This window comes from Streptomyces sp. NBC_01077 (genome assembly GCF_045162855.1).
In the GTDB taxonomy this organism is placed as follows: Bacteria; Actinomycetota; Actinomycetes; order Streptomycetales; family Streptomycetaceae; genus Streptomyces.
The window spans coordinates 3,607,496-3,620,513 of record NZ_CP108669.1 but is presented as its reverse complement, the minus strand read 5'-3'; the positions used below and the strand labels follow the sequence as shown (position 1 = coordinate 3,620,513).

The following is a 13,018-nucleotide window of genomic DNA, read 5'->3' as shown; positions in this document are numbered from 1 at the left end:
AGAGGGTCTCGGGGGCAACCATCGACACGCCTGCGGAGTCGCACTCAGGGGCGTTGTCGGGGTGCGGCGGCCCGGACGGCGGCACATGAGGCGAGAACTTACCCCAAACCTGCCCACCTCCGGGCACGCGAGGTGACAGGGAACACAGTGCCCGGGCGTGCCGACGGGGGTCGGGCGGGACCGGACCGGGGTCACGGGCGGACCAGTCGGTCCACGCGGTAGTACGAGGCCGTGCACCGGGCGGCCCAGTCCTTCTCGTACACCTCGGTGAAGAAGGGTTCGGCGAGCGCGCCGATGTACAGGGGACGGTACGTGACCTCGCGGCGGCCGGCCGCCACCTCCGCGCGGATCCGGGCGTCCTGCCGGTCCCACGCCACGCTGCGCACCACCGTCTCTTCCGTCAGGGCGCGCACCGCGGGCACCAGGGCCGCCAGGCTCGCCACGGCGACGGCGCCGGTGACGACCAGGGCGGCGAGCCGGGCGGCACGGACACCGGCCGGTGACGGCGACCCTCCGAGCCGGTGTCCGTCTCCCGGTGCGGGTCGGCCTCCGGGCCCGTCGCCCTCGCTGCTCGTCGCATGTCCGTCCCGGAGCCCGCGCCCCAGCCGGTACCCGAACCAGGCCCCGTAGCCGCTGAGTGCGAGCAGGAACGGCACGAGGAAGCTGGTCCACGTGCGCGCGTACGTCCAGCCGCTCGCTCCGTAACCGCTGCGCAGTCCGTACGCGGCCACGAGGCTCCCGAGCACGATCAGCGGCAGGGGCAGCAGCACGACGGCGACCTGAAACGTTCCTCCCGACGAGGTCCGGCCGGCCCGCGCATCCTCCCCGCGGCGGTCGCGACGGTCGGAGAGGGCCACCGCCAGGCCGAGGAGCACCCCTGCGCCGAGAGCGCCCGCGTACGCCCATTGCCCGCCGATCGTCTCCCAGATCCGCCACCAGTCGTGGAACGTCTCCCCGACCCCGGACAGGCTCAGCGGCTCCTTCGGCTGCTGGGCGCGCCGCCAGCGGGCGCCCGGGGACGTGGTGAGCATCACCAGACCGATCAGGAGGCCGAGGCACCAGGCCGCGCACCAGGTCGACGCGAACCGGTCGCGCGTCCGGCCGAACCGGGGCAGACAGAGCACGCCCGTCGCCGCGGCGATCAGCCCGGACATCGCGACGAAGGGCTCGCTGAGCATGCCGGCCGCCGTGCCGAGCAGGGCGGCGGCGCCGACGGCGGTGCCCCGCGCCCAGCGCCGGCGACTGCGGGCCCCCCACACACCGGAGAGGACCGCCCAGACGCCGAGGACGCTCGGGAGGGTGTGGGAGATGGTGGAGGGAGCCCAGAGCAGTACCTGGTACGAGCGCGTTCCCGCGAAGAACAGCAGCGCTTCGAGTACCAGAACGGCCGCCGCGGCCGCCGTGGCGGGGAACGGCAGGCGGAGCGCGCGCAGCGCGGCGCGGGCAAGGAGGAACAGTCCCGCCCCGAGCGTCACCACGAGGAAGGCGGGGAGCAGCTTCGGCCCCCGCATGTCGTCGGTGTAGAGCAGCCCGGTCAGGAAGGCGTTGGTGACCCGTCCGTTCTGGGTGCGGTAGAAGTCCGCGGTGATGCCGAGGACTCCCATGTCCCGGGTCTTCCAGAGGGCGCACCAGTCGTCCGACGTGGGGCGCAGGTACACACCGAGGAAGGCGCCGACCGAGAGCAGCGCCCCGGCCCCCATGGCGATGACGAGCGCGACCCAGGGGAGTGCCTGCCGGAGTCCGCGTGCCGCGTCGATGTTCTCTCCGTCGTCGTCCGACATTCGTACGTCACCGCGCTCCGACAGGGTCGTTCTACTCACGGTTCATCGCTCCAGCTACGGGGCTCTATGGGTGACAAAAGATAAAAAATGCCACGTATATCAATATCTGCCCCGCATGCTTTGCCGCATGGACGACATGCCGACCGGGGGCGGCCACCCGGGCGACGCCGGACGGTCACCGCCGCTTCGTACCCTGGCCGCGCTGCTCGAAGGAGAGTTCGGTGGCGGTCCCTCAGGACGTTCTCTTGCCCATCCCTCTGGAGTGACCGCTCATGACCAGGCTTTCCGTCGTCGTCCCCTGCTTCAACGAGGAGGACGTCGTCGAACGCTTCGACGCGCGGATGCGCCAGGTGCTCGACACCCTGCCCGTCGGATACGAGATCTGTTACGTCGACGACGGCAGCTCCGACGGAACGCTGGGCAAGCTGCGTGAGATCGCCGCCCGGCACCCCCACCAGACCCAGTACGCCTCCTTCAGCCGCAACTTCGGCAAGGAGGCCGCCATGCTCGCCGGCCTGCGCAAGTCCACCGGCGACGCCGTGGTCATCATGGACGCCGACCTCCAGCACCCGCCCGAGCTCCTCGCGCGCATGCTGGACCTGCACCACCAGGGCCACGACCAGGTCATGGCGCGCCGGACCCGCGAAGGGGACAAGAAGCTCCGCTCCGCGCTCAGCCGCATGTACTACCGGGCCGTCAACCGCTGGGTCGACGTGGAACTCACCGACGGCGTCGGCGACTTCCGGCTGCTGTCCCGCCCCGCCGTCGACGCGCTGCTCTCGCTGCCCGAGTACAACCGCTTCTCCAAGGGCCTCTTCTCCTGGATCGGCTTCGACACCGTCACCTTCGACTACCAGAACGCCGCACGCGAAGGCGGTGAGACGAAGTGGAAGTTCAGCTCCCTGATCAACTACGGCATGGACGGACTGATCTCCTTCAACAACCGTCCGCTGCGCATCGCCCTCTGGCTCGGAATGATGCTGACCGGGCTCGCTGCCCTCTACGCGGTCTGGGTCGTCGCCGCCGCCCTCACCCAGGGCGTCACCGCCCCCGGATACGTCACCCTGGTCGCGATCATCGCGGGACTCGGAGGCGTGCAGATGGTGATGCTGGGGCTGATCGGGGAGTACATCGGCCGTATCTACTACGAGACCAAGCGCCGACCGCACTTCCTCGTGAAGGAGACCCACCGCTCCTTCGGCCGCGGGGCGTCCGAACGCGCCGCCGCCGAGCGGATCCGCGTCGTGGCCACCGAGGGAGAGCACTGATGGCGCAGGCGCCCGACGGGCTGACGGAGCAGGTGACCGGCAGGCCGACGAAGCAGGCGCCCGAGCGGCGGACGGAGCAGGTGACAGGCCCGGCGAGGCGCGCACGGCTCGCCGAGATCTTCCGCTTCGGACTCGTCGGCGGCGTCAACACCGTCACCTTCTTCGGCTGTTACCTGCTGCTCCACCCCTGGATGCCGTACTTCGCCGCGTACTCCCTCGCCTTCCTCCTCAGCATGGTCGGCTCCTTCTTCCTCAACACCTACTTCACCTACCGCACCCGGCCGACCTGGAAGAAGTTCGCCCTCTTCCCGCTCACCAACGTCACCAACTACCTGGTGCAGAGCGTCGGTCTGTACGCGCTCGTCACCTGGGCCGGCATGGACGACAGAATCGCGCCACTCGTCGCGGCCGTCGTCGCCATCCCCTTCACCTACCTGATCTCCCAGCGGATCCTGGTGCCCCGGAGCACCGGACAGGACACCGGGGCCCCCGGTCCAGGGAGCGAAACGGACGAGCGGCAGCCCTCCCGGCTCGCGTAGATTGCCTGGCAGTCGCGGCGGGGAACACGCGGCGCGTGGGACAGCCGAGTGAGGACGACGCAGGTGGCGGCACAGGTGACGACGCAGATGACCGGTGACACGGACGGGTCGAGGCAGTATGTGACGGAGGCCCGCAGGATCGTCGTCAAGGTCGGCTCCTCCTCGCTCACCACCGCCTCCGGAGGCCTCGACGCCGACCGCGTCGACGCCCTCGTCGACGTGCTCGCCAAGGTCCGCAGCGGCGGCGAGAAGGAGATCGTCCTCGTCTCCTCCGGCGCCATCGCCGCAGGCCTCGCACCGCTCGGCCTCACCCGCCGCCCCAAGGACCTCGCCCGGCAGCAGGCCGCCGCCAGCGTCGGCCAGGGACTCCTCGTCGCCCGGTACACCGCCTCCTTCGCCCGCTACGGCGTCCGCGTCGGACAGGTCCTCCTCACCACCGACGACACCAGCAGGCGCGCCCACTACCGCAACGCCTACCGGACCCTCGACCAGCTCCTCGCGATGGGCGCGCTGCCGGTCGTCAACGAGAACGACACCGTCGCCACGGACGAGATCCGCTTCGGCGACAACGACCGGCTCGCCGCCCTCGTCGCCCACCTCGTCCGCGCCGATCTGCTCGTCCTGCTCTCCGACGTCGACGGCCTCTACGACGGGGACCCGGCCAAGCCCGGCACGTCGAGGATCGCGCAGGTCGAGGGCCCCGCAGACATCGCCCATGTGGAGATCGGCTCGGCCGGCAAGGCGGGCGTCGGCACCGGCGGCATGGTCACCAAGGTCGAGGCCGCCCGGATCGCCGCGGCCGCCGGCATCCCCGTCGTCCTCACCTCGGCGAGCCGCGCCGCCGACGCCCTCGCCGGCCGTGACACCGGTACGTACTTCCGCCGCACCGGCCGCCGCTCCGCCGACCGGCTCCTCTGGCTCGCCCACGCCTCCACCCCGCAGGGCTCCCTCACCCTGGACGACGGAGCCGTACGCGCCGTCGTCGAGGGCAAGAAGTCCCTGCTCGCGGCCGGTGTCGCAGGCATCGAGGGCGACTTCGTGGCAGGTGACCCCGTCGAACTGCGCGACACCGCGGGCCGGGCCGTCGCCCGCGGTCTCGTCAACTTCGACGCCAAGGAGATGCCCCGGATGCTCGGGCGCTCCACCCCCGAGCTCGCCAAGGAGCTCGGACCCGAGTACGAGCGCGAGGTCGTCCACCGCGACGACCTGGTCGTCATCCGCTGACCCTCGCGCCCCTCCCGAAACGGCTGAAAGTGCGGCCATCCGGAAGGGACGTTTACCAAAACCGCCCCAAGTGCCGCCTCGGGCTGGTCAACTTTGTCTCGGGGGTAAGAGACCAGGGCGGGGTACAGCACCACACGCATCACACAGGAGGCCGCCGGTGAGACGAGCGCGCCCAGGGGCACCGCCCCGAGGGACTGCCGAACGCGCCCTGACCAGTGTCGAGGCCGGAGCCGACTTCGACGAGGCACGGGACAGGTCCACGGACACGAAGACCGAGACCACCACCGAGACACGCGAGGTTCGCGAGGCACGTGAGGCACGCGCCAAGGAACAGCCAGTGTCCAAACTCTGGCACATCACCCTCAGCGTGTCGGGTGTGGAGTCACCGCTGAAGGAGGTGCGACGCGGGCTCGAACAGCTGGCCCACGACCACCCCTTCCTGCTGACCAGCCGCTATGCCAACGACCACGCCGAGATCCGGTACTGGGAGGAGGCCCGCGACCTGCACGACGCCGCGGCCGTCGCCCTGCGCCTGTGGGGCGAGCACCGGCAGACCGCCAAGCTGCCGCCGTGGGAGATCGTCGGCCTCGAGGTCATCGACCGCGAGACCTACCACCAGCGGATCGCGGAGGGCTACGGCCCGCCGCCCGCGGCCCCGGTCGGCGTCCACCCGTACTGAGCGGGAGCCTTGGAGACGCCCCCCCGTGCGGGGCGTCTCGGAACGACCGGGGTACGTCTCGGAGTGCGGGATACGTGAGGGATGTCCGCAGGGGTGCCAGTACCCTGCGGGCATGACCTCGCTCACGCCCCTCGACAACCTGTCCCCGGTCACCCGGGCCGCCTACCGGGCCCGTGGCGCCGCCGCCGAAATCGCGCCACTCCCGCGCGCGACCAAGGACGACGCTCTGCTGGCGATCGCGGACGCCCTCGAAGTGCGCACCGCCGAAATCGTCGAGGCCAACGCCGAGGACATCGCCAAGGCCCGCGAAGCCGGGACCAGCGAGGCGATCGTCGACCGGCTCACCCTCACCCCCGAGCGGGTCCGGGCCATCGCCGCCGACGTCCGTGACGTGGCCGCGCTGCCCGACCCCGTCGGCGAGGTCGTCCGCGGCTCGACCCTGCCCAACGGCATCGACCTGCGCCAGGTCCGCGTGCCGCTCGGCGTCGTCGGCATCATCTACGAGGCCCGGCCCAACGTCACCGTGGACGCCGCCGCCCTCTGCCTCAAGTCCGGCAACGCCGTCCTGCTCCGCGGCTCGTCCTCCGCGTACGCCTCCAACACCGCCCTGGTGAAGGTCCTGCGCGACGCCATCGGCGGCGCCGGGCTGCCCGCCGACGCCATCCAGCTCGTCCCCGGCGAGTCCCGCGAATCGGTCCGTGAACTGATGCGCGCCCGCGGCCTCGTCGACGTCCTCATCCCGCGCGGCGGCGCCTCCCTGATCCGCACGGTCGTCGAGGAGTCCACCGTCCCGGTCATCGAGACCGGCACCGGCAACTGCCACGTCTACGTCGACGCGCAGACCGACCTCGACATGGCCGTCGACATCCTGATCAACTCCAAGGCCCACCGGGTCAGCGTCTGCAACGCGGCCGAGACCCTCCTCGTCCACCAGGACGTCGCCGCGGCCTTCCTGCCCAGGGCCCTCGACGCGCTGGCCGCGGCCGGCGTCACCGTCCACGCCGACGAGCGGGTCCTCGCCCTCGCCGAGGGCACCAAGGCCACCGTCGTACCGGCCACGCCGGAGGACTGGGAGACCGAGTACCTCTCGTACGACATCGCCGCCGCCGTCGTCGACTCCCTCGACAAGGCCGTCGAGCACATCCGGACGTGGTCCTCGGGCCACACCGAGGCGATCGTCACCACCTCGCAGGCCGCGGCGCGCCGCTTCACCCAGCTGGTCGACTCGACCACGGTCGCCGTGAACGCCTCCACCCGGTTCACGGACGGAGGACAGTTCGGCTTCGGCGCGGAGATCGGCATCTCCACCCAGAAGCTGCACGCCCGGGGCCCCATGGGCCTTTCGGAGCTGACCTCGACCAAGTACATCGTCACCGGTGACGGTCACGTGCGGTAATCGCTCCTTTCGGTACGGGCGGGGAGGGTTCGCACTCTCCCTGCCCAAAAGCACCTCGCGGGTCTACTCTGAATCCGTGCCGGACGACGTGGGGGGCAGGCCGTTCCAGGACGGCGGGGACCCTGAGGACTCTGTCGACCGCGGAGGCGCCGACGAGGTCTACGCCGACGTGGTGTTCGACGAGGACTTCGTACGGGCCGCGACGATTCACGAGCCCACCGCGGTCGAGCGGCTCCTCGCCGCCGCCCAGGCCCGCGCGGAGGCCGAGGCGGCCCGCGCCCGTGCCGGTGGCGGATCGGGCGACGACGACCTCTACGAGGAGTTCCACGACCCCTCCGGCCTCACCTACGAGCCGGACGACGTCGGCGACGACGCCAGCCCCTACGGTCGCCACGGCGGCGCTCTGCGCCCCTACCGGGGCAGGGCCCGCTGGCTCCGGCCCGTCGCCTGGGTCCTCGCCCTCGTCATGGGGGTCGGCATGGTCGCCCTGGCCTTCAGCGCCGTCTACCGGGGCGCGGCCGCCAACCGTCAGGACCAGGTCCCTCCGCCGGCCACGACGGGCGTCGACACGCCCAACCCGAACCCGGCCCCACCCGCCGCCCATGCCCCCGCGGCACGCTCCGCGTCCCCCGGGTAGCGGTCCGTTTCCGTCTCGGTAGGGTCGGCTTCCGTCTCCGTGGAGTCCGAGTCCCCCGAGTGGCCGAGCCGTTTCCGGCGCCACGGTGGCGCCGGGACACCCGGACGGCGGAATTCTTCCGAACTTGTCGTGTACCTCGGCGTTTACCGAAGCCCCCGCAGACCTACCCTGAAGGTATGGCAGGGCGTGGCGACCCGCCTGAGGGGACGCCCGACGGTCTCCCCGGTGGTGAGGACGAGTACAGGTCCGTCGTCTTCGACGAGGCGTTCGTCCGTGCTGCCCACCTCCAGGAGTTCTCGGCCCGGGAGCGGATGGGTGAGCACGCCGAGGCCGTCCGCAGCCGCCCCTCCTCCTGGCAGGGCCGGAGCGGCTCCCGCCAGGCCCTCATGCTGGTCCTGCTGATCCTCCTCGCCTTCGGTACGGCCATCTATCTGGGCGTCCGCAACCCGTACCAGCCCCCCGTCGACCAGCGGGCCGAGCCGCTGCGGACCACTGTGGTCCCGCTCGCCCCGCAGGGCACCGTCGCGGGCGGTGTGCCCGACCGGCTCTTCGACCACAGCCCGGTCGCCGAGTATCGCACCGGGGCCGCCGGCATCAACCTGCCCGTGGCGGGACGCACCACCCACTTCGCCGAGGGCCAGGTCGTCACCGCTCTCAGCATCGCCAAGGACTACCTGGTGGCCTCCTCCCTGGAGCCCGACGTCCTGTCCGGGGTGACCGTGCGGCCCGCGCGCCTGCTGCTCGACCCCGACCAGCTGGAACAGTTCGACCGGAGCGTGGAGGCACCGGCCGACGACGGCCGGCACGCCCTCGCCGGCTGGCTCGTCCGCTTCGACCCCCGGCAGGTCGTCCTCGCCGACCCCGGGACCCGTGTCCAGGGCACCCTCCGCTTCGAGGAGACCAGCCCCGACACGCTGGACGTCACCGCGGACCACACGTACACCTACGCCCTGCGCCCGGCCGCCCAGGGTGCCGGGCCGGTCGCCCAGGCCTCGCTCTTCACCGTCCACCGCGAGGTGCACTTCCGCTTCGACCGCGAGGACCTGCGCATGCACCGGGCCGAGCTGGTGACCAGCACTGTCGAGGCGGGTCCGCAGGCGTGCGGCGCGGACACCACAGGCTCCCTGAAGCCGCTCCTGGCGGGAGCGCGGGCACCCGAGGCGGGCGGCGGACCGGCGGTCACCGACCCGTACGCCACGGGCCGGCCCGCCACCCCCTCACTGTGCGGAGCACTGGCGCCGAGCGCTCAGCCCTCGCTCTGAGCGGTCCCGCCGCCGTCCGAGCTGTTCCTGCCGTCGCCCGCGGTTCCGTCGGTACCGGCTGTCCCTTCGGTGTCCTGCTTCTTCTGGCCCTGGCCGCCGCCGAAGGCGTTGCGCAGCTTCCCGCCCAGATCGCCCGCCAGGTCACCGGCGCCCCCGGCTATGTCGCCGACCAGCTTGATCAGCGGATCCTTGCTGGTCCGCACCGTGTCGGCGTAGTGCCCCGCCGACTCGCGGAACGAGTCCGTGACCGAGGTGTCCTTGTCCTCCGAGCGCTTCGGGTAGTGACCGTCCATGATCCGCTGGAAGTCGCGGCTCTCCGACCACTTCTTCAGCTCCGCCGCCCGGACGGTGGTGAAGGGATGCGTGCGCGGCAGCACGTTGAGGATCTTCAGGACGGAGTCCCGCAGGTCCCCGGCCTTCTCGTACTCGTCGGCCTGGGCGAGGAACGCGTCCACGTTCATCTCGTGGAGGTGGTTGCCGCCGGCGATCTTCATCAGACCGCGCATCGAGGCCTGCACGTCCTGCCCGACGAGGAGCCCGGCCCGGTCGGCGGAGAGCTCCGACTTGCGGAACCACTCGCGCAGCGCCGTGACGATGGCCATGATCGCGACGTTCCCCAGCGGGATCCAGGCGATCTTGAGCGCCAGACCGGTGAGGAAGAGCAGCACCGTGCGGTACACGGAGTGCCCGGAGAGCGCGTGGCCGACCTCGTGGCCGACGACCGCCCGCATCTCCTCCTCGTCGAGGAGCTCCACCAGACCGGTGGTGACGACGATGATCGGCTCGTCCAGGCCGATGCACATCGCGTTGGGCTTCGGGTCCTGCGTCACGTACATCGGCGGGACCTTCTCCAGGTCCAGGATGTAACAGGCGTCCCGCAGCATGTCGTTGAGATGGCTGAACTGTGCGTCGCTCACCCGGACGGAGTCCGAGAGGAAGAGCAGTCGGAGACTGCGCTCGGGCAGCAGTCCGCTGAGCGTCTTGAAGACCGTGTCGAAGCCACTGAGCTTGCGCAGCGCCACCAGCGCCGAGCGGTCGGCCGGATGCTCGTAGGACCGCGAGGAGATACCGGGGAACCGCTTCCGCTGCCTGCTCGGCACGTTCCCCTGGTCTTTCTCGGTCATGGATGCCCCCTGTTCGTACGAGTCGGTGCTCGTCCCCCTGACGAACCCCAGCCTAGGTGCTGGCGCTACCGTGTGCCGGGGCCTGTGGATAACTCGGGCACCGAGGACGACCGAGGAGCACGACCGACATGCCGGACACCGCCGACACCGCTGCCGCCCTGCTCGCGGCCACCGCGCAGCAGGGGCCGGGTGACACGCTCCGCATCGTGCTGCTCGTCTCGATGGTGGGTGGCGCCCTGCTCGCCTGGTTCCTGCTGCGCGGCTATCGCACCGACGACACGGGTGACGGCAGCACCACCCGCGGCACGGACGGCGGCACCGAAGGCAACACCGAAGGCAACACGGACCGTGACGCGAGTGCCTGAGTCGGCGTGAGCCCGTCCGGACCGCCCGCATACGATGTGCGCGAAGTCTCCGCTCCCATCCCCGATCGATAGGTCTGCCGAAGATGAGCCTCCACAGCACCGCCGCCAACCTGGTCTCTCTCGCCGAGGGCGCCGAGCACGGCGGCAACCACGACAGCCTCAGCCCCTACCTCACCGGCTTCGGCGCCTTCGGTGCCCTGCTTCTGCTGCTGTGGATCACCACCCGCTTCAACCGCGACCGCTGAACCGGCGACCCTGATCCGGCGTCCGCTGCCGTGCCAGTAGGCTCTGCACGCATGGGAGAGCAGGAAATGCCTACTGGCGGGCGCGGGAAGCGCCGACTCGGCGTGATGGGCGGAACCTTCGACCCGATCCACCATGGACACCTGGTGGCGGCCAGCGAGGTCGCCGCCCTGTTCCATCTGGACGAGGTCGTGTTCGTACCGACCGGTCAGCCGTGGCAGAAGAGCGACACGACCGTGTCGGCGGCCGAGGACCGCTATCTGATGACGGTCATCGCGACGGCCTCCAACCCGCAGTTCTCGGTCAGCCGGATCGACATCGACCGCGGCGGCGCGACCTACACCATCGACACCCTGCGGGACCTGCGCTCCCTCAACAGCGACTCGGACCTCTTCTTCATCACCGGGGCCGACGCGCTGTCGCAGATCCTCACCTGGCGCGACGCCGAGGAACTCTTCTCGCTCGCGCATTTCATCGGCGTCACCCGGCCGGGCCACGACCTCACCGACGACGGACTGCCCAAGGGCGGCGTCTCGTTGGTCGAGGTGCCCGCGCTCGCCATCTCCTCCACGGACTGCAGGGCGAGGGTCGCGCAGGGCGATCCCGTCTGGTACCTGGTCCCGGACGGCGTGGTGCGCTACATCGACAAGCGCCAGCTGTACCGCGGCGAGTGAGCTTCGGGGAGGGGCACCGGTGAACGATCAGCAGCATCCGTACGACCCGTACTATCCGCAGCCGCAGATCATCGGCTACGACGAGTACGGGCAACCGGTGTACCAGCAGCCGCAGGCGCCCCAGCAGGCTCAGGGGCAGCACTACGACCCGTACGGCGGTCAGCAGCAGGCCCAGCAGCAGCCGCAGCAGGGGTACGGCTACGACCCCTACGCCCAGCAGCAGTACCAGGGGCAGCCTCAGCAGCCCCAGGAGCCGCAGTACGACCCGTACGGGCAGCAGGGCTACGCGTACCCGTCCTACGACACGGGGCAGCAGTGGGCCGTCCAGGCGGACCCCGCCGACCAGGCACCGGCCCAGGCCTCCGCCCCGGCCCATGTGCAGGCAGCGCCGGCCGCGCCCGTCGCGGCGCCGGTCGGTGTCCCCGGCCAGCGCCCCGCATCCGAGCGCTCCGCCCCGGCCCGGCCCGGCACCGACGACGACCGCGAGTACCGCACCGAGCAGTTCTCGTTCATCGAGGAGCCGGACGAGGACTCCGAGGACGTCATCGACTGGCTGAAGTTCACCGAGAGCCGCTCGGAGCGTCGCGAAGAGGCCAGGCGCCGGGGCCGCAACCGGATCATCGCGCTCGTCGTCGTGCTCGTCCTCGCGGCCGTGGGCGGCGTCGGCTACCTCTGGTCCGCGGGGCTGCTCCCCGGGGCGTCCGAAGGGGACCAGAAGGAGAACACCGCGACCGGTCCGCAGAAGCGCGACACGATCGTCGTCCACCTCCACAACACCACGGGAGGCGGGACCTCCACCGTCCTGCTCGTCAACAACACCACCACCCGCCAGGGCACCTCGGTCCTCATCCCCAACTCCGTCGTCGTCGCCGACGGCGAGGGCGACGCGACCACCCTCGGCAAGTCGGTCGAGGACGACGGGTCCAGCGGGACCCGCGAGGCGATCGGCAACCTCCTCGGCGCGCCGATCACCGGCACCTGGCGGCTGGACACGCCGTACCTGGACACCCTCGTCGACCTCGTCAGCGGTATCGAGACCGACACCGACACCGAGGTGCCCGACCCGAAGAAGGGCGCCGAGCCGCTGGTCAAGAAGGGCGAGAAGCAGTCCCTCAACGGCCGCGCCGCCGTCGCCTACGCGACCTACCGGGCGCCCGGCGAGGCCGAGACCAAGCAGCTCCAGCGCTTCGGCCAGGTCATGTACGCGGTGCTGCGCAAGATCTCGGACAATCCCGAGTCCGCCACGATGACCGTCGAGAGCCTCACCCAGATCTTCGACCCCTCGCTCTCCGAGAAGGACCTCGGCGCCGCCCTGGCCAAGCTCGCCGAGCACGCCAAGATCGGCGACTACAAGACGGCCCTGCTCCCGGTGGGGCAGGACGGCACGCTGACCGAGGGCGCGAGCGACAGTGTGGTGAAGGACATCCTCGGCGGAAAGGTCACCGCTCCCGAGGCGGGCGACGTGCCCCGGGTCTCGCTGCGCGACGGTTCCGGCAAGAAGGCGACCGAGGCGGCCCGGATCGTGCTGATCAACGGCGGCTACGCCTTCGTGGGTGGCGGCGAGGCGGACACCCAGGAGAAGTCGCAGGTCGTCTACGGTGACGATCTCCAGAAGGCGACGGCGGCCGAGGTGGCCAAGACGCTGGGTCTGCCGGCCGGCTCGGTCACCAAGGGCAGGCCCTCGGGAGCGGCCGTGGTGACCGTGGTCCTGGGCCAGGACTACAAGCTGCCGGGGGCCCGGTAACGGCGCTCCGGAAAACGTTGGCGGGGCCGTCGGCGGTCCGTGAGACCCTGGAGGGGTAACCGACCGCCGACGAAAGCCTGCT

The 13,018-nt window shown here is 71.0% G+C and carries 13 protein-coding genes; 11 read left to right on the top strand and 2 right to left on the bottom strand.

Going from position 1 to position 13,018, the window contains the following annotated elements; genetic code table 11:
• Positions 1 to 191: 191 nt before the first annotated feature.
• A complete protein-coding gene (locus tag OG462_RS16220) occupies positions 192 to 1,820 on the bottom strand; it encodes a hypothetical protein (protein ID WP_406058193.1) in 1,629 nt (542 codons plus the stop codon).
• A 233-nt stretch (positions 1,821 to 2,053) separates the two neighbouring features.
• On the opposite strand from OG462_RS16220, the gene OG462_RS16215 reads away from it, so the two are divergent.
• The 7 genes from OG462_RS16215 (at position 2,054) to OG462_RS16185 (ending at position 8,786) form a co-directional block, all read left to right on the top strand.
• Positions 2,054 to 3,049, top strand: a complete 996-nt coding sequence (locus OG462_RS16215) for a glycosyltransferase family 2 protein (RefSeq protein WP_406058191.1) — start codon at positions 2,054 to 2,056, stop codon at positions 3,047 to 3,049.
• On the top strand, positions 3,049 to 3,588 hold the full coding sequence (locus OG462_RS16210) for a GtrA family protein (RefSeq protein WP_406058189.1): 540 nt from the start codon (positions 3,049 to 3,051) through the stop codon (positions 3,586 to 3,588). Before OG462_RS16215 ends, OG462_RS16210 begins: the two co-directional genes overlap by 1 nt.
• Positions 3,589 to 3,675: 87 nt before the next feature.
• Positions 3,676 to 4,812, top strand: coding sequence for a glutamate 5-kinase (gene proB / locus OG462_RS16205; protein WP_406066566.1), 1,137 nt, complete (start codon positions 3,676 to 3,678; stop codon positions 4,810 to 4,812).
• A 157-nt stretch (positions 4,813 to 4,969) separates the two neighbouring features.
• Positions 4,970 to 5,491, top strand: coding sequence for a hypothetical protein (locus OG462_RS16200; RefSeq protein WP_187624528.1), 522 nt, complete (start codon positions 4,970 to 4,972; stop codon positions 5,489 to 5,491).
• A 112-nt stretch (positions 5,492 to 5,603) separates the two neighbouring features.
• Positions 5,604 to 6,887, top strand: coding sequence for a glutamate-5-semialdehyde dehydrogenase (locus tag OG462_RS16195; protein WP_406058187.1), 1,284 nt, complete (start codon positions 5,604 to 5,606; stop codon positions 6,885 to 6,887).
• A gap of 76 nt (positions 6,888 to 6,963) precedes the next feature.
• On the top strand, positions 6,964 to 7,524 hold the full coding sequence (locus OG462_RS16190; protein WP_406058185.1) for a hypothetical protein: 561 nt from the start codon (positions 6,964 to 6,966) through the stop codon (positions 7,522 to 7,524).
• Positions 7,525 to 7,700: 176 nt separating this feature from the next.
• Entirely contained in the window at positions 7,701 to 8,786 is a 1,086-nt protein-coding gene (locus OG462_RS16185; protein WP_406058183.1) for a hypothetical protein, read from the top strand.
• On the opposite strand, the gene OG462_RS16180 is transcribed toward OG462_RS16185, so the two are convergent.
• Complete coding sequence (locus OG462_RS16180) at positions 8,771 to 9,910, bottom strand: M48 family metallopeptidase (protein WP_406058181.1); 1,140 nt, start codon at positions 9,908 to 9,910, stop codon at positions 8,771 to 8,773. The two genes, OG462_RS16185 and OG462_RS16180, sit on opposite strands and share 16 nt — an antisense overlap.
• 128 nt (positions 9,911 to 10,038) lie before the next feature.
• Here OG462_RS16180 and OG462_RS16175 point away from each other — a divergent pair, with 128 nt between their 5' ends.
• From OG462_RS16175 to OG462_RS16160, 4 genes are all read left to right on the top strand, one after another.
• Complete coding sequence (locus tag OG462_RS16175; RefSeq protein ID WP_406066931.1) at positions 10,039 to 10,275, top strand: hypothetical protein; 237 nt, start codon at positions 10,039 to 10,041, stop codon at positions 10,273 to 10,275.
• 83 nt (positions 10,276 to 10,358) lie between these two features.
• Positions 10,359 to 10,520: a hypothetical protein gene (locus OG462_RS16170; protein WP_017239290.1), complete on the top strand. Its 162-nt coding sequence runs from the start codon at positions 10,359 to 10,361 to the stop codon at positions 10,518 to 10,520.
• Between the two features lie 51 nt (positions 10,521 to 10,571).
• Positions 10,572 to 11,192, top strand: coding sequence for a nicotinate-nucleotide adenylyltransferase (nadD, locus tag OG462_RS16165; protein WP_328944687.1), 621 nt, complete (start codon positions 10,572 to 10,574; stop codon positions 11,190 to 11,192).
• 19 nt (positions 11,193 to 11,211) lie between these two features.
• Positions 11,212 to 12,936, top strand: coding sequence for an LCP family protein (locus tag OG462_RS16160; RefSeq protein WP_406058179.1), 1,725 nt, complete (start codon positions 11,212 to 11,214; stop codon positions 12,934 to 12,936).
• Positions 12,937 to 13,018 lie beyond the last annotated feature (82 nt).

Bases quoted from the DNA above. Each gene is read 5' to 3' on its own strand.
- nadD (WP_328944687.1), top strand. From the start codon at position 10,572: ATGGGAGAGCAGGAAATGCCTACTGGCGGGCGCGGGAAGCGCCGACTC.
- OG462_RS16215 (WP_406058191.1), top strand. From the start codon at position 2,054: ATGACCAGGCTTTCCGTCGTCGTCCCCTGCTTCAACGAGGAGGACGTC.
- OG462_RS16170 (WP_017239290.1), top strand. From the start codon at position 10,359: ATGAGCCTCCACAGCACCGCCGCCAACCTGGTCTCTCTCGCCGAGGGC.
- OG462_RS16195 (WP_406058187.1), top strand. From the start codon at position 5,604: ATGACCTCGCTCACGCCCCTCGACAACCTGTCCCCGGTCACCCGGGCC.
- OG462_RS16210 (WP_406058189.1), top strand. From the start codon at position 3,049: ATGGCGCAGGCGCCCGACGGGCTGACGGAGCAGGTGACCGGCAGGCCG.
- OG462_RS16185 (WP_406058183.1), top strand. From the start codon at position 7,701: ATGGCAGGGCGTGGCGACCCGCCTGAGGGGACGCCCGACGGTCTCCCC.
- OG462_RS16175 (WP_406066931.1), top strand. From the start codon at position 10,039: ATGCCGGACACCGCCGACACCGCTGCCGCCCTGCTCGCGGCCACCGCG.
- proB (WP_406066566.1), top strand. From the start codon at position 3,676: ATGACCGGTGACACGGACGGGTCGAGGCAGTATGTGACGGAGGCCCGC.
- OG462_RS16180 (WP_406058181.1), bottom strand. From the start codon at position 9,910: ATGACCGAGAAAGACCAGGGGAACGTGCCGAGCAGGCAGCGGAAGCGG.